The following is a 22,658-nucleotide window of genomic DNA, read 5'->3' on the forward strand; positions in this document are numbered from 1 at the left end:
CCCTGGATTCCCGGCCTCGGCTACTGACGCTTGTTGTTCTTGCTCGCCGGGTCCTCGGCCGCCTTGTCGACGGCCGCCTGCGCCCGCTTGAGCCATTCGGCCGGTGTGATGCGCTTGGCCATCAGCTCCGCGGAGGCGGTACGGATGGACTCGTCCATCTCGCTGTACCAGTTGATGTAGAAGTAGTCGAAGCGCTGCTCGACCGGGCACGCGTCGACGGCCTCGACCGCGGACTTGGTGCCGGAGCGGAGCTGGACGCTCTTGTCGACGCCGTCCTGCACGATGGTCAGCGAGTTGGCCTGCTGCGCGAAGCTGGTCGACCACTCCTTCGAACACATCAGGCGCAGGAACTCCAGGCCGCCGGCCTTGTTCTTGGCCTTCTCCGGGACGATGAACGGCTCGCCCGCGCCGGCCCGGATCGCCTCGAACGGCAGCTTGCTGCCCGGCAGCAGGGGCATCGGCAGGAACTTCATGTCGAAGTCCTCCGGGGTCTGCTTGAGCTGCTCGTTCTCCAGCCAGGAGCCGGAGGGGATGAAGACGGCCTTGCCCTCGTTCCAGGCGGTCTGCGACTCGATGTGGTCCAGGGAGTTGGTGCCCGGCATGAGCAGGCCCTTGTCCACGATCTCGTAGATCGCCTCGATGGACTGCTTGGCGGCCTCGCTGCCGACGAACGCGTTCTTCTCGAGGTTGTCGATCGCCTTCATGGCCTCCAGACCGCCGGTCTTGGCGATCAGGTCCATGATCATGACGTTGATGTAGTACGGGTGCTTGCCCTGGTGGGCGAGACCGCCGATGCCCTTCTTCTTGGCGTCCTGCATGATCTGCAGGAAGGCGTCCCAGGTCTTCGGCACCTCCCACCCGTTGTCCTTGAACATCTTGCCCGAGTACCAGACTCCCCAGACGGTGTAGACGTAGTTCAGGGAGTGCATCTTGCCGCCGATGAAGCCCTTGTCGGCGGTGCCCGGGACGAGGATGTCCTTGACCTTCTTGGACGGGTCGTCCGGCGCGGGGGCCTCGAGCAGTTCGGTCAGGTCGGCGAGCTGGCCGTTCTTGTGCAGCACGTCCAGCTTGATCTGCTGGGCGCCGGAGTTGTCCACGACGTCCGGCGGGTTGCCCGCGTTGAAGCGGGGCTGGAGCTTGCCGGTGATCTCCTGGGTGCCGAGGTGGCTGATCTCCGGGCCGTACTTGGCCTTGTAGAGCTTCTCCCACTCGATGGCGTACTGGTCGCCGAAGCCGCCCTTGAAGATGACGACGTCGAGCGTGCCGCCCTTGGTGACGCCGAACGGGTTGTCCTTCGTCACCTCACCCTTCTGCTTCTCCTGGTCGTCGCCGCCGCCGCTGCTCGCGCAGGCGGACAGGAAGCTCATGGTGGGTACGGCAATCAGACCGAGTGCGGCGGACCGCTTGATCAGATTCCGACGGCTGAGGCCCTCACCGTGCGTATTCGAGGTGGAGGTGGATCCCATGCTCAAGTCCTCGCCTTCTCCAGGACTCAGGCGGTGTACCGGTCGCCCGTAGGCTCGCCTCAGGCGAAGGGCCCCGCCACCGCGTTCAGTTGCTGCGCTTTCCCGAAGGGAAACACAGTGAAGCTCGGGTCGTGCACGGCCGGCAGGGGGAACGGCTGAATTCATGGCCGACGTCCGCGTGACCACGACCCCCTCCGCCCCCTGCCCGCGAAAACATCTCTGCGGACGCCGACAGGTATAGTCCACTTCCCGCCAACTGAGCAAGATCGAATGCAAGGTTGCACGGCAGTCTTTCCCGAGTTGAGACCTCGCGGATACATGAGCCCCGTCTGCACCCTTACGAGCACTGCATTCTTCACGGAACGACTCATTCCGCCTCGGCGACACCCCCAACACCCTTGACACCGTCCGCCACTTGCCTCCCTACTGGATCCTGCACCTCGCGAATGACAACGTTGTCCACCGCGTCTCCCAGGAGGATCGACCCGGGATGCAGCCCAGACCCCGAGCCCGGCAACGACACGTCCACGCGGTCACCCTGGCGGTGAGCGCCTCACTCCTCGTGTTGACGGCCCCCTCCGCGGCCGTCGCACTGCCCGGTACACCGGGGCAATCGTCCTCGGCGGACCGCACATTCACGTCATCCTTCGAAACGGACGAAGCACAACCGGACTGGCGTAATACCGTAGAAGTCGGCAAGGACGGAAAGAAGCGGTCATCCGGCGTCGACGGCGGCTTCTCCAGCGGAATTCCGGGCAATGTCACCGATCAGGTCACCGAGTTGCGGGCCAGCGACGAGAACACCGGCGGGGGCGAGACCAAGGAGAACCTCGTCGACGTCTCGCCCGGCAGCAAGTGGCTGGCGTTCGAGCCGACGGCCTGGCTGGAGTTCGACACGGCGGCGCCCGTCGGGGTGGCCACCTACGCGCTGACCTCCGCCAACGACCACGCCGAGCGCGACCCCCGCGACTGGACCCTCAAGGGCTCGGCGAACGGCACCGACTGGACGGTCCTCGACACCCGTTCCGGCGAGACCTTCGCCAAGCGGTTCGAGACGAAGACCTACGAGATAGGCGCCCCGGGCGAGGTCACCGCCTACGCCCACTACCGGCTGGAGATCACCAAGAACAACGGGGCCTCCGACGCCACCCAGCTCGCCGACGTCCAGTTCTCGAACGGCGACACCGACACGCCCGTCCCCGACGACATGCGCACCCAGGCCGACCGGGGCCCCAGCGGCTCCCCCACCGCCAAGGCGGGCGCGGGCTTCACGGGGAAGCGGGCGCTGAAGTACGCGGGCAGCCACCAGGCGGACGGCCGGGCGTACTCGTACAACAAGGTCTTCGACGTCGACGTGGCCGTGCGCCGCGACACGGAGCTCTCGTACAAGGTCTTCCCCTCGATGGCGGAGACGGACCTGAAGTACCCCGCCACCAACGTCGCGGTCGACCTCGCCTTCACCGACGGCACCTACCTCAGCGAGCTCGGCGCCGTCGACTCCCACGGCGGGGCGATGACCCCGCAGGGCCAGGGCGCCGCCAAGCGGCTCTACGTCAACCAGTGGAACGCGGTGGCCTCCGGCATCGGCACCGTCGCCGCGGGCAAGACGGTGGACCGGATCCTGGTGGCCTACGACGCGGCCGAGGGGCCCGCCGCCTTCCAGGGCTGGATCGACGACCTCGTCATCGGGCCCAGGGCACCCGAGAAGCCCGAAGCCCACCTGGCGGACTACGCGGTGACCACCCGCGGCACCAACTCCAGCGGCTCCTTCTCGCGCGGCAACACCTTCCCCGCGACGGCCGTCCCCCACGGCTTCAACTTCTGGACGCCGGTGACCAACGCCGGCTCCAAGAGCTGGCTCTACGAGTACTCCCGCGGGAACAACGCGGACAACCTGCCGACGATCCAGGCGTTCAGCACGAGCCACGAGCCGAGCCCCTGGATGGGCGACCGGCAGACCTTCCAGGTGATGCCGTCGGCCGCGTCCGGCACCCCGGACCCCGCTCGGACCGCCCGCGCGCTGCCCTTCCGCCACGACAACGAGACGGCGCGCCCGCACTACTACGGGGTCACCTTCGAGAACGGCCTCAAGGCCGAGATGACGCCGACCGACCACGCGGCGATGATGCGGTTCACCTTCCCCGGTGACGACGCGAGCGTGCTCTTCGACAACGTCACCGACGAGGCGGGCCTCACCCTCGACCCCGCGACCCGCTCCTTCACCGGCTGGTCCGACGTGAAGAGCGGCCTGTCCACCGGCGCCACCCGCCTGTTCGTGTACGGCGTCTTCGACCGGCCGGTCACCGACTCCGGCGCCGAGGGCGTACGCGGCAGGCTCCGCTTCGACGCGGGCGAGGACCGCACGGTGACCCTGCGGATGGCGACCTCGCTCATCGGCATCGACCAGGCGAAGAAGAACCTGGCCGACGAGATCCCGCCGGGCACCCGCTTCGAGAAGGTGCGCGACACCGCACGCGGGGCGTGGGACCGGCTGCTGGGCAAGGTCGAGGTCGAGGGAGCCACCCGCGACCAGCTCACCACCCTCTACTCCAGCCTCTACCGGCTCTACCTGTACCCGAACGCGGGCCACGAGAACACCGGCAGCCGCTCGCACCCGAAGTACCAGTACGCCAGCCCGTTCTCCCCCATGCCGGGCCCCGACACCCCGACCCGCACCGGCGCGAAGATCGTCGACGGCAAGGTGTACGTCAACAACGGCTTCTGGGACACCTACCGGACGACCTGGCCCGCGTACTCCTTCCTCACGCCGGCCAAGGCCGGCGAGCTGGTGGACGGATTCGTCCAGCAGTACAAGGACGGCGGCTGGATCTCCCGCTGGTCCTCCCCCGGCTACGCCGACCTGATGACCGGCACCAGCTCGGACGTCGCGTTCGCGGACGCCTACGTCAAGGGCGTCGGCTTCGACGGCGAGGCCGCGTACGAGGCGGCCCTGAAGAACGCCACCGTCGTCCCGCCGTCCTCCGGCGTCGGCCGCAAGGGCATGGAGACCTCGCCGTTCCTCGGCTACGCCTCCACCGCGACGCACGAGGGCCTGTCCTGGTCCCTGGAGGGCTACCTCAACGACTACGGCATCGCGAAGATGGCCGAGGCGCTCCACAAGAAGACCGGCAAGGCCCGCTACCGGGAGGAGTCCGCGTACTTCCTGAGCCGGGCGCGGAACTACGTCACCCTCTTCGACAAGCAGGCCGGCTTCTTCCAGGGCCGCGACCTGGGGGGCGACTGGCGGGTGCCGTCGGCGCAGTACGACCCGCGGGTCTGGGGCTACGACTACACGGAGACCAACGGCTGGGGCTACGCGTTCACCGCCCCGCAGGACAGCCGGGGCCTCGCCAACCTCTACGGCGGCCGCGCCGGGCTCGGCGAGAAGCTGGACACCTACTTCGCCACGCCGGAGACCGCCTCCCCCGAGTTCGTCGGCTCCTACGGATCGGTCATCCACGAGATGACCGAGGCCCGTGACGTCCGGATGGGCATGTACGGGCACTCCAACCAGGTCGCCCACCACGCCACGTACATGTACAACGCGGCATCGCAGCCCTGGAAGACCCAGGAGAAGGTCCGCGAGGTCCTCTCCCGCCTCTACACCGGCAGCGAGATCGGCCAGGGCTACCACGGCGACGAGGACAACGGCGAGCAGTCGGCCTGGTACCTCTTCTCCGCCCTGGGCTTCTACCCGCTGGTGATGGGCAGCGGCGAGTACGCCATCGGCTCGCCCCTGTTCACGAAGGCGACGGTCCACCTGGAGGGCGGCCGCGAGCTGGTCGTCAAGGCGCCCCGCAACAGCGCGAAGAACGTCTACGTCCAGGGCCTGAAGGTCAACGGGAAGACGTGGAAGTCCACCGCGCTGCCGCACGCCCTGGTGGCGAAGGGCGGCACCCTGGAGTTCGCGATGGGCCCGGAGCCGTCCGCGTGGGGCACCGGCAAGGACGCCGCGCCCGTCTCCATCACCCGCGACGACGAGGTCCCGGCCCCGCACCACGACCTCACCACGGCCGGCGGCCCGCTCCTCGACAACACCTCGGCGACGTCGGCGGAGTTCACCTCCCTCGACCTGCCCGTGGCGGCCGGCGCGAAGGCCGTCCAGTACACCCTGACCTCGGCGGCGAAGGACAAGGCGCCGAAGGAGTGGGTACTGGAGGGCTCCTCCGACGGCCGGACCTGGAAGGAGCTCGACCGCCGCTCGGGCGAGTCCTTCGCCTGGGACAAGCAGACCAGGGTCTTCTCGGTGCCGCAGCCGGGCGCCTGGACCCACTACCGCCTCGTCCCCGACGGCGGCGGCACCCTCGCGGAGGTGGAACTGCTGGGGTAGCGACACCCCCGCACCGGTCCGGCGGGCCGCGCTCCTTGTGGGGCGCGGCCCGTCGGGGCGTGGGCGGGAACAGCGAGGGATGAAAGGTGCAGATGCATCAGATCATTTCGAATGATGATCTTTACCGTGAATGCCCCTTATCCCTACCGCGGTTGTAGCGATTCCGGGACATAAAAATGCCGCTGGCCTGTGAAGGTCGTATGAAAGGATCCAGGGGAAACGGTGGCCCGCCGCATCCAGCGGAGTGGGCCGCTCTCATCGAGACACCTTCATGGAGACCTACGTGGCCGAACTCTCTGGCCTCAAGCGCGGCCGGACACGTGCCCGCCTCGTCGCCGCTGCGACCGCTGCGGCTCTGCTCATCACCGGCGCGGCCGCCGGCTCGGCGTCCGCCGCCGACTCGTCGCCGTCCGCGACGGCCGTGACCAAGGCGCCCGCCAAGAAGTCCCTCGGCATCCAGGCCGAGGCCCAGGACGCCCCGGTGAACGCCCTGTACGGCGTGAACAGCTCCGGCGTGCTGTACGGCTACCCGCCGAACGGTGCCGGTGGCATCGACACCAAGATGTACAGCGGTGAAGGCTGGGGCGCCACCCAGCAGATGACCCAGGTCGACCACGACGCCGACGGCTCGTCCGACGGCATCTGGTTCGTCGAGGGCGGTCGTCTGTACCACCTGTTCTACGGCGAGGACGCCACCGACCAGGGCGGCGGCTGGGGGGCCTACAACAAGGTCTTCTCCGCCTCCAACCTCGCCGGTGCCGGCGCGGACGACCTGCTCGCCCGTGACACCAAGGGCAACCTGTACCTGTACCTCGGGTACGGCAACGGCAAGCTGACCGGCCGCACCCTGGTCGGCGGCGGCTGGCAGACCTACAACCAGATCACCGGCAAGGGCGACCTCACCGGTGACGGCAAGAACGACATCGTCGCCCGCGACGGTGCCGGCGTGCTGTGGCTGTACAAGGGCACCGGCGACCGCGCCAAGCCCTTCACCGGCCGCACGCAGATCGGTGGCGGCTGGAACGCCTTCAACTACCTGATCTCGGTCGGCGACATCGACCTGGACGGGAACACCGACCTGGTCGCCCGTTCCACGGGTGGTGCCCTGTACCTGTACAAGGGCACCGGCATGGCGGCCTCGCCGTTCAAGCCGAAGGTCCTGATCGGCACGAGCGGCTGGAACACCTACCGCCTGCTCTTCTGATCGGCAGCCGTCCCCGGACGGCCTCCGGCACAGGGCCGCGCTCCCCGGAGCGCGGCCCTTTCGCCATGCAGGGGGAGATTCGGACGTTCCCAACCCGACACGCCGGTAAAGGCGTTGCTCCGGGAGGACGGTCTGCCAGCATCGTGGACCAGCAGTGATCTTCCCAGGGGGGGAAGGTTCGCTCTCTCATCCGGAGTGACACATGGCAAAGATCACCGGTCTCCTTCGCACGGGCTTGCTCTCCCGTGCCACCGTCGCCGCGGTCACCGCGGCGCTCGTCGCCGCGGGCACCGGCGCCGCCGTGGCCGACGAGCCGGGGCGGGCCGCCACCGGGGCCGCGCGGGCGGCCGAGGCTCTCCCGGCCCCGGCCGGCGCGCGGGCAGCTTCGGCCGACGCCGAGTACCGCTTCCTGTACGGGCTGACCGGCCCGTCGCTGTACGGCTACGTGCCCGACAACAACGGCGGATACGGCCCCCGCGACTGGCTGACCGACCAGTGGCGGAACATCATCAACGCCACCCAGGCGGACAACGACGGGGACGGCATCGCCGACGACGTCTACGTCTGGGACACCGACGGCCATCTCGCCTACTCCTCCGGCGAGGGCGAGTTCGTCGAGCTGGGCGGCGGCTGGAACGTCTACGGCAAGGCCTACTCGCCGGGCGACCTCGGCGGTGCGGCCGGCTCCGACATCATCGCCCGGGACAGCGGCGGCACGCTGTGGATCTACCTCGGCCACGGCGACGGCAGGCTCACCGGCCGCACCGAGATCGGCGGCGGCTGGCAGATCTACAGCCAGATCGCCGGCGTCGGCGACCTCAGCGGCGACGGCCGGAACGACATCGTCGCCCGCGACGGCTCCGGGACGCTGTGGCTCTACAAGGGCACCGGCAACTTCAGGGCCCCGTTCGAGCCGCGCACCGAGATCGGCGGGGGCTGGAACCTGTTCAACCACCTGGTGGGCGTGGGCGATCTCGACAACGACGGCCGGAGCGACCTGGTCGCCCGTGACACGGCCGGGGCGCTGTGGCGCTATTCGGGCACCGGGGACGCGGCCGCGCCGTTCAAGCCCCGGGTGAAGATCGGCAACAGCGGCTGGAACACCTACCAGGTGATCTTCTAGAGCGTTCGGTGAACGGCCGCGCTCCCTTCGCGGGGAGCGCGGCCTTCGGCGGTCGCCGGGCCGGACGGGCAGGTACCCGGCCCGGCGGGGGTCAGCCCAGCCGGCAGGTCAGGGCCGACGCCGTGTCGGGCGCCGATCCTGTGGCCACGTAGCCGAAGCTCGCCGACTGCCCTGGTGCGAGGCTGCCGTTGTGGCCCGCGTTGTGGACCATGACGGCCTGCCCCTGGGCGGTCATGGAGCCGTTCCAGAGGCTGTCGATCCGGTGGCCGGCCGGGAGGGTCCAGTCGACCATCCAGCCGAGCATCGGCACCGTGCCCGTGTTGGTGACGGTCACCTGGGACTGGTAGCCGCCGCCCCAGCTACCGGCGGTGGTCCGGGTGGCGGCGCACGCGCCGCCGGGCACGGGCTCGCCGGGCCCGCCCTCGCCCGGGTCCTTGACGCCGGTGACCTCTCCGTTGCCGCCGTCGAAGACGACGTCGGAGCAGGAGTAGAAGGTCTCCTGACTGTCGGAGCGCTGCCACACCATGTAGATGACATGACGGCCCGACTTGTTCGCCGGCAGGGCGCCCGTCCAGGAGTAGTTCGCCTCGACCGTGCCCGGGGAACCGTTCAGCGGCGGGTGGTCGACGGTCAGGAACGGCGCGTCCTCGACGTCGTCCCAGGTGAGCGCCGAAGTCGGGTCGAAGCCGTCCTTGGTGACGAAGACCTTGAACCAACCGGGGTGCGCGGCCCAGGCGTTGTAGGAGAAGTCGATGGTGGCGCCGGAGGTGAGGTGGGTGAGCGGCCAGTCGTCGCGCGCCGCGTTGAAGCCGGTGAAGTTGGTGTTGCCGCCGCTGCACAGCTCGCCGTCGGGCACGAAGCCGCGGGTGCGGCCCGCGCCGTCGGACCGCAGCACGGAGAACCAGTTGTAGAACGGCGTGGTGCCGCTCTGCTGGGCCGCGGCCTTGCAGGCCGGGTTGACCGGCTTGATCTCGCCGGTGTCGGTCAGCCCGTCCTGCCAGCACAGGAAGGTGCGGCTGGCGGGCTTCATGGGTGTGCCGTGCGCCTCGGCGTCGCCGCCCGCGGACACGACGAGGCCGAGTGCGGGGAGGGTGGTGAGCAGTGCGAGGACGGTCAGCAGGAGGGCGCGTGGTCGGCTCAGCGCCATTAATCGCCGGATCATCCGGTCGTCCCTTCGGAAGGTGGGGGGCGAGAGGGGAGGATGTGCTCGATGAGGCGTGGGAGCGCTCCCACGCTTCGTCGAGTGAAGCTAGCGCGGACCCGGAGGGCTGTAAACGGCTTGCGCACAGGGAGAGTTGGGGCGCACGCGAACGGCGAAGGGCCGCCGCTCCGCGGTCGCGGAGCGGCGGCCCTTCGCCCGGGGGACGGCCGGCGGAGCCGGGCCGTCCCGTCCGGGCCGGACTCAGCCGCGGATGAGGTTCCGCAGCACGTACTGCATGATGCCGCCGTTGCGGTAGTAGTCCGCCTCACCGGGGGTGTCGATGCGGACGACCGCGTCGAACTCCACGCCGGAGTCGGTGGTGACCTTCACCGTGCGCGGCGTGGTGCCGTCGTTGAGCTCGGTGACGCCGGAGATGGAGAAGGTCTCCTCGCCGGTCAGGCCGAGGGAGTCGGCCGAGGCGCCCTCCGGGAACTGGAGCGGCAGGACGCCCATGCCGATGAGGTTCGAGCGGTGGATGCGCTCGTAGGACTCGGCGACGACGGCCTTGACGCCGAGGAGCGCGGTGCCCTTGGCGGCCCAGTCACGGGACGAGCCGGAGCCGTACTCCTTGCCGGCCAGGATGACCAGCGGGGTGCCGGCGGCCTGGTAGTTCTGCGAGGCGTCGTAGATGAACGACACCGGGCCGTCCGCCTGCGTGAAGTCGCGGGTGAAGCCGCCCTCGGTGCCCGGCGCGATCTGGTTGCGCAGGCGGATGTTGGCGAACGTGCCGCGGATCATGACCTCGTGGTTGCCACGGCGGGAGCCGTAGGAGTTGAAGTCGCGGCGCTCGACGCCGTGCTCCGTGAGGTACTTGCCGGCCGGGGTGTCGGCCTTGATCGCACCGGCCGGGGAGATGTGGTCGGTGGTGACCGAGTCGCCCAGCTTGGCGAGCACACGGGCGCCGGAGATGTCGGCGACCGGGGTCGTCTCCATCGTCATGCCCTCGAAGTACGGGGGCTTGCGGACGTAGGTGGACTCGGTGTCCCACTCGAAGGTGTTGCCGGTGGGGATCGACAGCGCCTGCCACTGGGCGTCGCCCGCGAAGACGTCCTGGTAGGACTTGTTGAACATGTCCTCGCCGATGGCGTTGGCGACGACGTCGTTGACCTCGGCCTCGGTCGGCCAGATGTCCTCGAGGAAGACGGGCTTGCCGTCGGTGTCCGTGCCGAGGGCGTCCTTGGTGATGTCCACCTTCATCGAACCGGCGATGGCGTACGCGACGACCAGCGGCGGGGAGGCGAGGTAGTTCATCTTGACGTCGGGGTTGATCCGGCCCTCGAAGTTCCGGTTGCCGGAGAGGACCGAGGTGACCGCGAGGTCGTGGTCGTTGACGGCCTTGGAGACCTCCTCCGGCAGCGGGCCGGAGTTGCCGATGCAGGTGGTGCAGCCGTAACCGACCAGGTTGAAGCCGACCTTGTCGAGGTACGGGGTGAGCCCGGCCTTGTCGAAGTAGTCGGTGACGACCTTGGAGCCCGGGGCGAGGGTGGTCTTGACCCACGGCTTGCGGGTCAGGCCCCTCTCGACCGCCTTCTTGGCCACGAGCGCCGCGGCGACCATGACGTACGGGTTCGAGGTGTTGGTGCAGGAGGTGATCGCGGCGACGGTCACGGCGCCGTGGTCGATCTCGTAGGTCGAGCCGTCGGGGGCGGTGACGGTGACCGGGTTGGACGGCACGCTCGCGGTGACGGCCGGGGCGTCGGAGGCCGGGAAGGACTCCTTGCCCGCCTCGTCGACGGAGTCGACGTAGTTGCGGACGTCCTGCGCGAACTGCTGGGCGGCGTTCGCCAGGACGATGCGGTCCTGCGGGCGCTTCGGACCGGCGATGGAGGGGACGACCGTGGAGAGGTCGAGCTCCAGCTTCTCGGAGAAGTCGGGCTCGGCGGCCGGGTCGAGCCAGAGGCCCTGCTCCTTGGCGTACGCCTCGACGAGCGCGACCTGCTGCTCGCTGCGGCCGGTCAGCTTCAGGTAGTTCAGGGTCTCGCCGTCGATCGGGAAGATCGCGGCGGTGGAGCCGAACTCCGGCGACATGTTGCCGATGGTGGCGCGGTTGGCGAGGCTCGTGGCGGCGACGCCCTCGCCGTAGAACTCGACGAACTTGCCGACGACGCCGTGCTTGCGCAGCATCTCGGTGATCGTGAGGACCAGGTCGGTGGCGGTGGTGCCGGCCGGCAGCTCGCCGGTCAGCTTGAAGCCGACGACGCGCGGGATCAGCATGGAGACCGGCTGGCCGAGCATGGCGGCCTCGGCCTCGATGCCGCCGACGCCCCAGCCGAGCACACCGAGGCCGTTGACCATGGTGGTGTGCGAGTCGGTGCCGACGAGGGTGTCGGGGTACGCCTGGCCGTTCCGGACCATGACGGTGCGGGCCAGGTGCTCGATGTTCACCTGGTGGACGATGCCGGTGCCGGGCGGGACGACCTTGAAGTCGTCGAACGCGGTCTGGCCCCAGCGCAGGAACTGGTAGCGCTCCTTGTTGCGGCCGTACTCCAGCTCGACGTTCTGCGCGAAGGCGTCGTTGGTGCCGAACTTGTCCGCGATGACGGAGTGGTCGATGACCATCTCGGCCGGGGAGAGCGGGTTGATCTTCGCCGGGTCGCCGCCGAGCGCGGCGACGGCCTCGCGCATGGTGGCGAGGTCGACGACACAGGGGACACCGGTGAAGTCCTGCATGATCACGCGGGCGGGCGTGAACTGGATCTCCTGGCTGGGCTGGGCCTGGGAGTCCCAGCCGCCGAGCGCCCGGATGTGGTCGGCGGTGATGTTCGCGCCGTCCTCGGTGCGGAGCAGGTTCTCCAGGAGGACCTTGAGGCTGTAGGGAAGACGGGCTGCGCCCTCGACCTTGTCCAGCCTGAAGATCTCGTAGGACTCGTCGCCCACCTGCAGCGTGCTGCGGGCGTCGAAGCTGTTCGCCGACACGACAGTCTCCTTCATCAATGTGCGCGTACTACGTCCATGCTGCCGCCACGACTCTTCGCCGATCCGCTAAGGTAAGGCTTAGTTAGGTAACCCTTACCGACAGGCCGCCTGCGGTACGCCTTCGGTAGATATCTCGATGTCGAGATAACTCTAGTACATGACCGTGGACTGGTCATGCCCGGACACCCCTGCGCCGTGCCCGCGAGCCTGCGGGAACGGGCCTTTCGAGCGTCTCCCCGCGCGGAAAAGCGCATGCGGGAGAGGGTGCCCCGCCGATACCGTGCGCCCGGCCCGGCCGGCCGGCCGGGAATCCGACGCGCCGCGGGGGACGCGAACCGCGCCGCCCGCGCGCCGGCCCGCGCCCCGCGCGAGGAGACCCATGACCTCGATCGTCCGGCACATCACCTTCGACTGCGCACCGGCCCACGAGCCCTACGACCTGGCCGCCTTCTGGAGCCAGGTCGTCGGCCACCCCGTCGACCTCGGGGACGCGCCGGGCGACGACGAGGTCGCCCTCTCCGTGCCGGACGGCCTGCCGACCCTGCTGTTCGTCCGGGTGCCCGAAGCGAAGACCCTGAAGAACCGGATCCACCTCGACCTCCAGCCCGACACCACCCGCGACGAGGAGGTGGACCGCCTCGTCGCGCTCGGCGCCCGCCTCGTCGACGACCGCCGCAAACCGAACGGCCGGGGCTGGGCCGTGCTCGCGGACCCGGCGGGCAACGAGTTCTGCGTAGAAGTGGGCCGGGCGGAGCGTGCGGCCGTCGAGCGTGCCGAGCGGGAGGCGGGCGCGGGCGCGTCCTGAGCGGGCGGACCTCCGGACGTCCGGACATCCCGCTCCGGGGGTGCGCCCGGGGGCCGCGGCGGCCGGGCCGGGCGCGGGTCAGGCGCCCGGGGGCGGTGCCGGTCGCGCGGGAGCGGGGCCGGGTGGGGTGTCCGGGGACGGCACGGGGGTGCGTTCGGGGGTGCGGGACGCCGGGAGGCGGAGCGCGGGCAGCGCGCCGAGGGCGGCGAGGAACGCGAGCAGCAGGAGCGCGCGGCCCGTCCCGGCCGCGACCCCGGGGGACGCGGCCGTCACCGCCGTCGCCGCGGCGATCCCCGCCGTCGGCCCGATGTTCATGGCCGTCTGCTGGAGTCCGCCGGCCACGCCCGCGTGCTCCGGCGGCGCCTCGCGCACGGCGACCGCGGTGGCCGCGACCATCACCGTCCCGAACCCGGCGCCGAGCAGCACGAATCCGGTGCCGCCGAGCCACCACGGGGTGGCCGGGCCGAGCCCGGAGAGCAGTGCCACGCCCGCGGCGAGCGCCAGCGAGGCCGCGACGCCGGTGCGGCGCGCCCCCTGACGTCGCAGCAGGACGGGGGCGAGGGGCGCGGCGAGGATCATGGCGGCCGCTCCCGGCAGGGCCGTGAGGCTCCCGCTCAGCGGATCCTGGCCGAGCACGTCCTGGAGCACGTACATCGCGACGAACAGCGCGCCGAGCATCGACGCCGACGCGCACACCAGGACGGCGAGGGCCGCGGCGACGGGCCGGGAGCCGATGACGGCGGGCGGCACGAGCGGGTGGGACGCCCGGCGTTCCTGGCGGACGAAGGCGGCGCCGGCCAGCACGGTCAGCGCGGAGCCGGCGGCCGTCGCCCAGGTGACCCCGTCGCGGGGGACGGCGACCAGCGTGTGCACGCAGCAGACCAGCGCGACCGCGAGCAGCAGCGCCCCGCCCGGGTCGAGGCGGCCGGGCGCGGGGGCCCCGGCGGGCCGCGCGCCGGATTCGGGAGCGCCGGTCCGGGCGGGCAACCGGAAGCCGGAGCGCCGCCTCACGGGCGCGGGCCCGCTCCGCGCGCGCCGGGCCCGGAACACGGGCACCGCGGAACCCGGTCCGCCGTGTCCGGCGGCAGCCGTCCCGCCGGGCACGGCGGCGGGGCTCGGGCCCGCGGGCGCGGCCGGGGGACGGACGGCCAGGGCGAGGACGCCCAGCACGGTGGCGGGCACGACGTTCAGGACGAAGACCGCGCGCCAGCCGAAGTGGGTGGCCAGCACCCCGCCGGCGAGCGGGCCGGCGGCGGCCGCGAGGCCGATGGCGCTGGTGCGCAGCGCGATCGGCACGGCCAGCCGGTCGGGCGGGAAGGAGGCGCGCAGCATGCCCAGGGTGGCCGGCTGGAGCAGTGCCCCGAACACCCCCTGGACGACGCGCAGTCCGACGATCCAGCCGATGCCGGGCGCCACGGCGATGCCGGCCGACGCGGCGCCGAAGCCGAGGATGCCGACGGCGAAGAGCTTCTCGTGCCCGTGGCGGTCGCCCAGCCGGCCGGCGAGGACGAGGAGGCTCGCCACGGCGATGAGGTAGCCGGTGCTCGCCCACTGGACCTGCGCGAAGCCGGCGCCGAGATCCCGCTGGAGGACCGGCTGCACGACGGTGAGCACGGTGCCGTCGAGGGCGACGACCGCGGCGCCGGCGACGCTGCCGGTGAGCGCGACGCCCCGGTGGAGCCGTCCGCTCACCGCCGCTCCGGCCCGAGGTGCGCGTCGAGCGCCGCGCGGAGCAGGGCGTCGATGTCGTCCTCCCCGGTGGCGAGCTTCAAGGCCCCCCACTCCCAGAGCTGCACGATGCCGTGCAGATTCGCCCAGAGCGCGCCGGCCGTGACCCGGGGCGGGGCGGCACCGGGCCGGGGCGCGGATTCGGGCAGCTCGTCGGAACCGGATTCGGGCCGGTCGTCGGAGCTGGTTCGAGGCCCGTCGTCCGACCGGGCTCCGGAACCGGCACCGGGCCCGTCGTCCGAACCGGCTCCGGAACCGGCACCGGGCCCGCCGTCCGAACCGGCTCCGGATCGGGCGCCCGTCGCGGTCGCGGCTCGGGACTCCGTCTCGGCCTCCGTCTCGGCCTCCGTCCGGGCCTCCGTCCGGGCCTCGATCAGCAGCGTGGTGAGCAGGTCGAAGAGCGGCAGGCTGACCGAGCGCAGTCCGAGATAACCGCTTTCGAGCAGATCATGACGCAACATCAGCTCGTACATTCCGCGATGTTCCCGGGCAAAGCGGATGTACGACCCGCACACCGCGGCGATGCGTTCCCGCGCCCCCCGGCCGTCGACGGCGGCCGCCGTGGCGGCCTCGGCGGCCACCCGGGCGAACCCTTCGCGGGCGATGGCGGAGAGCAGTTCCCGGTGGGTGGGGAAGTGCCGGCGCGGCGCCCCGTGCGAGACGCCGGCACGGCGGGCGATCTCACGCAGCGTCAGCGCCCGCACGCCCTCCTCGGCCACCAACTCGACCCCGACCGCCACCAACCGGGCCCGCAGGCCCCCCTCCTGATCACCCATGGCGCCTTGTCTACCAGCGGGGCGTAGACACTGTCTACTCCTCTGGGCGCCGGCCCCCTGGAACACGGAAGGGCCACCCCGCGTTGCCCCTGGACACCCGCAGGGCGAGCATCGGGACGAGGCGCGCCCGCCGTCACCGTCACTCCAACGGCCCACCCCCCTCGCGGCCTCATCTCATATCTGAGATAGCCTCCTTGTCATGTCAGACGACTACCTCGTACGCATCGGCAAGCTCATCCGTGACGCCCGTCAGCATCGTGGCTGGACACAGAGCCAGCTCGCCGAAGCACTCGGTACCAGCCAGAGCGCCGTCAACCGGATCGAACGCGGCAACCAGAACATCAGCCTTGAGATGATCGCCCGCATCGGTGAGGCGCTGGACAGTGAGATCGTCTCCCTCGGCTACGCCGGCCCGATGCATCTGCGGGTCGTCGGCGGACGCAGGCTCTCCGGTTCCATCGACGTCAAGACGAGCAAGAACGCCTGTGTCGCCCTGCTCTGCGGCTCGCTGCTCAACAAGGGCCGCACGGTGCTGCGGCGGGTGGCCCGCATCGAAGAGGTCTACCGGCTCCTGGAGGTCCTCGGCTCCATCGGCGTCCGCACCCGGTGGATCAACGACGGCATGGACCTGGAGATCGTGCCGCCGGCCGACCTCGACATGCACGCCATGGACGCCGACGCCGCGCGGCGCACCCGCTCGATCATCATGTTCCTCGGCCCGCTGCTGCACCGGATGGACAACTTCCGGCTGCCCTACGCCGGCGGCTGCGACCTCGGCACCCGCACCATCGAGCCGCACATGATCGCCCTGCGCCGCTTCGGCCTGGACATCACCGCGACCGAGGGCATCTACCACGCCCAGGTGGACCGTTCGGTCTCCCCCGACCGCCCGATCGTGCTGACCGAGCGCGGCGACACCGTGACGGAGAACGCGCTGCTCGCGGCCGCCCGGCACGACGGCGTCACCGTCATCCGCAACGCCTCCTCCAACTACATGGTCCAGGACCTCTGCTTCTTCCTGGAGGCGCTCGGCGTCAAGGTGGAGGGCATCGGGACGACAACGCTGACCGTGCACGGCGTGCCCACCATCGACGTGGACGTGGACTACTCCCCCTCCGAGGACCCGGTCGAGGCGATGAGCCTGATCGCCGCGGCCGTCGTGACGGGGTCCGAGCTGACGATCCGGCGGGTGCCGATCGAGTTCCTGGAGATCGAGCTCGCGGTGCTGGAGGAGATGGGCCTCGACCACGACCGCTCGGCGGAGTACGCGGCCGACAACAAGCGCACCCGGCTGGTGGACCTGACGGTGCGGCCCTCCAAGCTGGAGGCGCCGATCGACAAGATCCACCCGATGCCGTTCCCCGGCCTGAACATCGACAACGTGCCGTTCTTCGCGGCCATCGCCGCCGTCGCCCAGGGCCAGACCCTCATCCACGACTGGGTGTACGACAACCGCGCCATCTACCTGACGGACCTGAACCGCCTCGGCGGCCGCCTCCAACTCCTCGACCCCCACCGGGTCCTGGTGGAGGGCCCCACCCGCTGGCGCGCCGCCGAGATGATGTGCCCGCCGGCCCTGCGCCCGGCCGTCGTCGTGCTGCTCGCGATGATGGCGGCGGAGGGCACCTCGGTGCTGCGGAACGTCTACGTGATCAACCGCGGCTACGAGGACCTCGCGGAGCGCCTCAACTCGGTGGGCGCGCAGATCGAGATCTTCCGCGACATCTGATCGGCCGTCACACCCTGTCCTCCCGGCGGGAGGCAGCCGTCCGTCGGGGCCGGTTCCGGAGGTGTCCGGAACCGGCCCCGATCGTGTGCGTGGCGGAACCGGGGCCCGGAGTGCGCGCGGGGCTCAGCCGGCCGCCAGCCGCTGCCCGAGGAGGTCCAGTCCGTGCCGGAGCCGGCGGAAGTAGGTGGCCCGGCTCATGTGGAGCCGGCGGGCCAGTTGCTGGTGGGTCTGGCGGCGGCCGAGGTAGTAGTGCAGCAGGATCTGTCCGGCCTCGGCGTCCTCGACCGTGTCGCTGTCCGCGAGGGCGCGCACCCCGTCCCGCAGCGCCTTCCGCAGGTCCTCCGTCGTCGGTGTGCCCGGGGAGCGCAGCAGCGGGCTGTCCGCCAGCCAGGCGGGGTCGGTGAGGTGCGCGAGGGCCTCCCCCACGTCGCGGCCGGTGGCCGAGGGGCCGCCCGCCGCCGCCCCGAGGGTGAGCCGCCCCACCCATTCGGCGATTCCGTCGTGTCCGAAGTCCTGGCTGTAGATCTCGGGCTTCCGGCCGCACCGGTAGACGTCGTCGGTGGTGGTGCCGTGCTGGTGGAAACGTAAGCTCGTCAGGAGCTGCTGGTAGTGCGGGTTCGGCGTGGAGACCGTCAGCAGCAGGCTGTTGGCCATGACGTGGTGCAGCAGGTCCCGCAGCAGCCGCGCGTGCAGTCCGCGCTCCGGGCAGTACGCGGCCCCGAGGACCAGGGACCGGGCCCGCTGACCGCCCATCAGCCGGTCGGTGTGCTGCTGGAGCAAGGGCTCCATGCTGCCGACGGTACGGTCGGCGACGCGGACCAGGCCCATCACGCCCACTGCCCGGCCGTCGCCGTCCCGGGCCATCCGGAAGCCGGCGGGGTCGTCGTGCAGCCACCGTTCCACCAGGCGTTCCGTGCGCCGGGTGTCCATGCCTCCCTGCCGGGCCCACTGGTGCATCAGCCCGCCGATGTCGTCGGCGTCGCCCGGGGTGGCGGTCTGGATCGCGCCGTCGCTCGCGCTCGCCGGGAACAGCGTCTCGCGGACGACGGTGTCGTCCATGAGGGCCATGGTCCCCTCGGCGAGCCGCCCCCTGCGCACGACGCTCGCCTCCGCGGCGAGCTGCCGCCTGCGACGGGTGTGCGCGCGAGACCGTATGCCCTGGTGGGCGGCGGGCTGGCGCCACCGGTGGGCCTGTTCGAACACGGCGCGGAACGGTTCCAGGACGGTCAGGCCGAGTTCCGTACGGGTCACGAGACTGAGCCGGCCGAGGGTGTCGAAGAGCTCGCGGCCCTCTCCGAGGAGTTCCCGGTCCCCGCCCCAGACGGTGGCGAGCTTGTCCAGCGCGCGCTGCCACCCGCGGGCCGGCCGCTCGCGCGCGAGCCGCTCGGTGATCTCCTGCACGACCTGGTCGGCGACGGCCCCGGGGGCGTCCGGCGAGGCGCCCGCGTGCAGGGCCCGGCAGGCCGCGCCGGCGATCAGCGGGTTCCCCCCGGCCATCCGGACGACCAGGTCCCGTGCCGCCGGATCGGCCAGTTGGGCCCCGGCCGCCAGCCGGGCGATCCGGTCGTCGGACCACGGCGCGGTCTCGAGGACGGCCGCTCCCGAGAGCGTCCAGCCGGGCTGGGCCAGTAAGGACCGCCGGCTCACCAGGAGCAGCGGCACGGCCGCCGTCTCGCGCGGGAGCCGCGCGTGCTCCAGCGCGGCGAGGGCCTCCGGGCCGTCGGCGCCGTCCAGCACCAGCGGCCGGGTGGTGGGTTCGGCGAGGGCCGCCCGCACGGCCTCCGGGGCGTCGCCGCGGGACAGGTCCACGACACGGGCCGGCGACAGATGTGAGACCAGCCAGGACTTGCCGCTCCCGAGCGGCCCGGTCAGGTTGACCAGCCGGTGGCGGTCCATCGCCACCCGCAGCAGGCCGGACGTCGCCCGGGCCGGCGCACCGGCCGCCGCCTCGGTCATGAGGTCTCCCACCACGCTTCCCGCGCGCCCGTCGTCGATCACGGCGTCGTCGATCACGGCGACACCCTAGTGAGCGGGCTCCGCAGCGAGAAGAGCGTGAACAGGATCGACCTCTGAGACTCCTGTGAGACCTTCGCGGGACTCCACCGTCCTGGGTCAGTGGCTAGCGTGCTCCGGGTATCGAACCGGGCGACCGGACCGAGCCCTCGGGGAGTCGCACCGGTGACCGGACCGAGCCCTCGGGGAGGCCACATGAACACCCACAGCATGTCCGTACTCGGTCTGACCAGCGCCGAGGAGGACGTCTACCGGCACTTCCTGCGGAATCCCGGCACACCGGAAGGCGGGGCTCCCGGGGCATTGCCGGAGGAACGGGAGGGCGGCGTGTGGGCCGTCGCGCGGCTCCGGGAGCTGCGTCTGCTGCACGGGGACGACGCGCACACCTGGGCCGTGGACCCCGTCGTCGCCGTGCCCCGGCTGGCCGGGGAGCGGCTGGACTCGGCGCACCGGACGATGCGTCAGCTCGTCGACGTGCGGCCGATCCTGAGATCCCTGCGGCTCGAGAGACCGGCGAGCGGGGATGCCGCCCGGGGAGAGGGCGCCGCCGCCCTGTCCCGGCTGGAGGACCTGCGGGAGGTACGCGCCCGGGTGGGCCAACTGGACTTCGGAGCACGGTCGGAGGTGCTGGCGGCCGACCCCGGCGACGCGTCGGCACCGGAGCGCGCCGGCTATGCCCGGCACCTCGACCTGGGGCGGCTGAGCACGACGGTGCGGGTGAGGATCCTCGTGCGGGCGACGGCGCTCGCGGACGCCGGGAGTCTCGACCGGCTGCGGCACCTGCATCGCGGCGGGGCGGCCGTCAGGGTCGCGGACGGACTCTCCGAGACGGTCCTCGTCTACGACCGGCACGCGGCGCTGGTGCCCATCGACGCCCGCGACACCGGGCGCGGCGCCCTGTACACCGAGGAGAGCGGGCTGGTGAGCAGCCTGGTCGGCCTCTTCGAGCGGCTGTGGTCCGGCGCGACCGACTTCGCCGGCCTGGTGACGGCGGACACGGAGCAGGTCGCCCGGCTCACCGACACCCAGCGCCTGGTGCTCACCGCCATGTGCGCCGTCAGCAAGGACGAGACGGGTGCCCGGCAGGCCCGGATGTCGCTGCGGACCTACCGGCGGCACATCTCCGACGTGATGCGTCTGCTGGGCGCCTGCAACCGGGCCCAGGCGGCGCTGCTCGCGCGGGAGCGCGGCTGGGTGTGAGCGCGGCCGGGCGCGGCACCGCCGGGGCGCGCCGCCCGGGGCCGGGTTGCCGCCCGGGGCCGGGTTGCCGCCCGGGGCCGGGTTGCCGCCCGGGGCCAGATCCCCGTCCGAACCGGGCCGCCGGGCGGGCCGGGTAAGCGTCCGGACCGGGTGACCGTCCAGGCCGGACCACCGCCCGGACCGGGTAGCCGTCCGGACCCGGGGACCGTCCAGACCGGATATCCGTCCAGACCGGACCACCGCCCGGCCCGGGTAGCCGCCCGGACCGGGTGACCCTCCGGACCGGGCCGCCGGGCGGACCGCCGGTCGCAGCGCGCCTTGCGCCGGGCCCGGCCCACCGGCGGCCGTCGCACGCGGCCGCCGGGCCCGTGCGCGAGGGCTCCACCGGGCGGGATCACTCCACAGCCACCGGGTCCCGGCCGGCATCAGCACGGCCGGCGTCGGCACGGCCGGGATTCGCCGTCCCGGTCCCGGGCCACCCCGGCACAGGGCCCACGTGCCGCAGGACTCGTCCTGTCGACAGTCCCCGGCCCACCGGCGGCCGTCGCGCGCGGCCGCCGGGCCACCGGGCCCGTGCGCGACGGCTCCGCCGGGCGGGTTCACCCCGCGGCCACCGGGTCCCGGCCGGCGTCGCCGGCCCCCGCTCCGGTCCGCCCCAGCGGCGGAACCCGCAGGCCGAACTCCCGGCGCAGGGCGCTCCGGGCGGCCAGCAGGCCGCACATCCCGTGCACGCCGGGCCCGGGCGGGGTGGCGGCCGAGCAGAGGTAGACGCCCGGCAGCGGGGTGCGGTACGGGTCCCAGCGGGCGACGGGCCGCAGGACGGACTGCCGCAGGCCGAGGGCCCCCGTCGCGATGTCCCCGCCGACGAAGTTGGGGTTGTAGCGGGCCAACGCGGCCCCGGACACACCGCGTTCGGCGACCACGGTGTCGGTGAAGCCGGGGGCGTACCGCTCGATCGCCGCCCGGACCAGCGGCAGCGGGTCGCGGGTGGAGCCGTGCGGGAGGTGCGCGTACGCCCACACCGGGCGGCGCCCGGGCAGGGCGCGCCCCGGGTCGGCGACCGCCGGGTCCACCACCAGCACGAAGGGCCGTTCGCCCGGTACGCCCCGGGCGTTGGCCGTCTCCTGCCGGAAGACCTCCCGCGCCGTGCCGCCGAGGTGCACGGTCACGGCCCGGCCGACGCCGGGGGCGGACCAGGGGATCGGCTGCGAGACGAGGAAGTCGGCCTTGCCGGCCGCCGGACCGTAGCGGTAGCGGCGCAGCGCCCGGGCGTAGCGAGGGGGCAGCCGGTCCCCGGCGAGGGATGCCAGTGCGGTGGGGGAAAGGTCCAGGAGCACCGCCCGGACACCGTCCAGTTCCCGCAGGTCGGTGATCTCCTCCCCGGTGTGCAGGACGCCGCCGTGCGCCCGGATGTCGGCGGCCAGGGCGTCCGCGATGGTCCGGCTGCCGCCGCGCGGCACCGGCCAGCCCGGCCCGTGGGCGAGCTGGGCCAGCAGCAGCCCGACGGCGGCGCCGGGCAGCGACGGCAGCGGGCCGGTCAGGTGCGCGGCGGCACCGGCCAGCAGCGCCCGGGCCTCCTCACCGCGGAAGGCGAGCGGCCCGAGCCGGGTGCCGTGGAGCAGGACCCGGCTCAGCAGGGCCGGGGCGGCCCGGAGCCCGGGCGGCCGCCGCAGGTCGGACAGGAGCAGGCCGGCCAGGTCCGTCCCGTGCGCCAGCAGGGGCCGCATCAGCCGGCGCCAGCGCGCTCCGTCCGGTCCGAGCCCGGCGCAGGTCGCGTCGAGGTCGTGCCAGGCCAGGGCGGCCCGCCCGTCGTCGAGGGGGTGGGCGTAGCTGATCTCCGGGCGGAGCATGTCCACCCGCTCGGCGAGGCCGAACTCCGTGAAGAACGGGGAGGACATGCCCATCGGATGGACCGCCGAGCAGATGTCGTGGACCACGCCGGAGTCGAAGAGGTCGGCTCCGCGCAGCCCGCCTCCCAGGGTGTCGGCGGCCTCGTACACCTCGACGCGCAGGCCGGCCCTGGCCAGGGCGGCCGCGGCGGCAAGGCCGTTCGGGCCGCTGCCGACGACGGCCGCGTCCGCTCCGCTCACCGGGCGCGCCCCGAGCCGCCGGCGGCCGCCCCGGCCGCGCGGACCTCGCGCGGCCGGGGCGGGCGGTGCCCGGCACG

At 72.2% G+C, this 22,658-nt stretch carries 13 protein-coding genes and 1 pseudogene; 6 read left to right on the forward strand and 8 right to left on the reverse strand.

Going from position 1 to position 22,658, the window contains the following annotated elements:
• Window positions 1-20: 20 nt before the first annotated feature.
• Window positions 21-1,466 (reverse strand): N-acetylglucosamine/diacetylchitobiose ABC transporter substrate-binding protein, encoded by a 1,446-nt coding sequence (gene ngcE, locus JE024_RS07630; protein WP_205372877.1) that lies wholly within the window; start codon window positions 1,464-1,466, stop codon window positions 21-23.
• Window positions 1,467-1,956: 490 nt separating this feature from the next.
• Here ngcE and JE024_RS07635 point away from each other — a divergent pair, with 490 nt between their 5' ends.
• The 3 genes from JE024_RS07635 (at window position 1,957) to JE024_RS07645 (ending at window position 8,123) form a co-directional block, all read left to right on the forward strand.
• Window positions 1,957-5,796 (forward strand): GH92 family glycosyl hydrolase, encoded by a 3,840-nt coding sequence (locus JE024_RS07635; protein ID WP_205372878.1) that lies wholly within the window; start codon window positions 1,957-1,959, stop codon window positions 5,794-5,796.
• Between the two features lie 283 nt (window positions 5,797-6,079).
• On the forward strand, window positions 6,080-7,000 hold the full coding sequence (locus JE024_RS07640; RefSeq protein ID WP_244882661.1) for an FG-GAP repeat domain-containing protein: 921 nt from the start codon (window positions 6,080-6,082) through the stop codon (window positions 6,998-7,000).
• Between the two features lie 202 nt (window positions 7,001-7,202).
• Window positions 7,203-8,123 (forward strand): FG-GAP repeat domain-containing protein, encoded by a 921-nt coding sequence (locus JE024_RS07645; protein WP_205372880.1) that lies wholly within the window; start codon window positions 7,203-7,205, stop codon window positions 8,121-8,123.
• Between the two features lie 91 nt (window positions 8,124-8,214).
• Here JE024_RS07645 and JE024_RS07650 read toward each other — a convergent pair whose 3' ends face one another.
• A complete protein-coding gene (locus tag JE024_RS07650; RefSeq protein WP_205372881.1) occupies window positions 8,215-9,285 on the reverse strand; it encodes a lytic polysaccharide monooxygenase auxiliary activity family 9 protein in 1,071 nt (356 codons plus the stop codon).
• Between the two features lie 240 nt (window positions 9,286-9,525).
• Window positions 9,526-12,240: an aconitate hydratase AcnA gene (gene acnA / locus JE024_RS07655; protein WP_280521548.1), complete on the reverse strand. Its 2,715-nt coding sequence runs from the start codon at window positions 12,238-12,240 to the stop codon at window positions 9,526-9,528.
• A gap of 379 nt (window positions 12,241-12,619) precedes the next feature.
• Here acnA and JE024_RS07660 point away from each other — a divergent pair, with 379 nt between their 5' ends.
• Window positions 12,620-13,045, forward strand: a complete 426-nt coding sequence (locus JE024_RS07660; protein ID WP_205372883.1) for a VOC family protein — start codon at window positions 12,620-12,622, stop codon at window positions 13,043-13,045.
• A gap of 78 nt (window positions 13,046-13,123) precedes the next feature.
• On the opposite strand, the gene JE024_RS07665 is transcribed toward JE024_RS07660, so the two are convergent.
• The 3 genes and pseudogenes from JE024_RS07665 to JE024_RS42085 form a co-directional block, all read right to left on the reverse strand.
• On the reverse strand, window positions 13,124-14,737 hold the full coding sequence (locus JE024_RS07665; RefSeq protein WP_205372884.1) for an MFS transporter: 1,614 nt from the start codon (window positions 14,735-14,737) through the stop codon (window positions 13,124-13,126).
• Entirely contained in the window at window positions 14,734-15,246 is a 513-nt protein-coding gene (locus JE024_RS42080; RefSeq protein ID WP_307840722.1) for a hypothetical protein, read from the reverse strand. The genes JE024_RS07665 and JE024_RS42080 overlap by 4 nt, the downstream gene beginning before the upstream one ends.
• Before the next feature lie 189 nt (window positions 15,247-15,435).
• Window positions 15,436-15,549, reverse strand: a pseudogene (locus JE024_RS42085) (TetR family transcriptional regulator); the annotation flags it as partial.
• A gap of 199 nt (window positions 15,550-15,748) precedes the next feature.
• On the opposite strand from JE024_RS42085, the gene JE024_RS07675 reads away from it, so the two are divergent.
• A complete protein-coding gene (locus JE024_RS07675; RefSeq protein WP_205372886.1) occupies window positions 15,749-17,278 on the forward strand; it encodes a helix-turn-helix domain-containing protein in 1,530 nt (509 codons plus the stop codon).
• Window positions 17,279-17,401: 123 nt separating this feature from the next.
• Here the strand turns inward: JE024_RS07675 and JE024_RS07680 are convergent, their stop codons facing one another.
• Window positions 17,402-19,291, reverse strand: a complete 1,890-nt coding sequence (locus JE024_RS07680) for a hypothetical protein (protein ID WP_244882664.1) — start codon at window positions 19,289-19,291, stop codon at window positions 17,402-17,404.
• Window positions 19,292-19,486: 195 nt separating this feature from the next.
• On the opposite strand from JE024_RS07680, the gene JE024_RS07685 reads away from it, so the two are divergent.
• Window positions 19,487-20,491 (forward strand): helix-turn-helix domain-containing protein, encoded by a 1,005-nt coding sequence (locus JE024_RS07685; protein ID WP_205372887.1) that lies wholly within the window; start codon window positions 19,487-19,489, stop codon window positions 20,489-20,491.
• A gap of 599 nt (window positions 20,492-21,090) precedes the next feature.
• Here JE024_RS07685 and JE024_RS07690 read toward each other — a convergent pair.
• Window positions 21,091-22,581 carry a phytoene desaturase family protein gene (locus JE024_RS07690; RefSeq protein WP_205372888.1) on the reverse strand — a complete coding sequence of 497 codons (1,491 nt, stop codon included), beginning with the start codon at window positions 22,579-22,581 and terminating at the stop codon, window positions 21,091-21,093.
• Window positions 22,582-22,658 lie beyond the last annotated feature (77 nt).

Source organism: Streptomyces zhihengii, assembly GCF_016919245.1.
Lineage (GTDB): Bacteria > Actinomycetota > Actinomycetes > Streptomycetales > Streptomycetaceae > Streptomyces > Streptomyces zhihengii.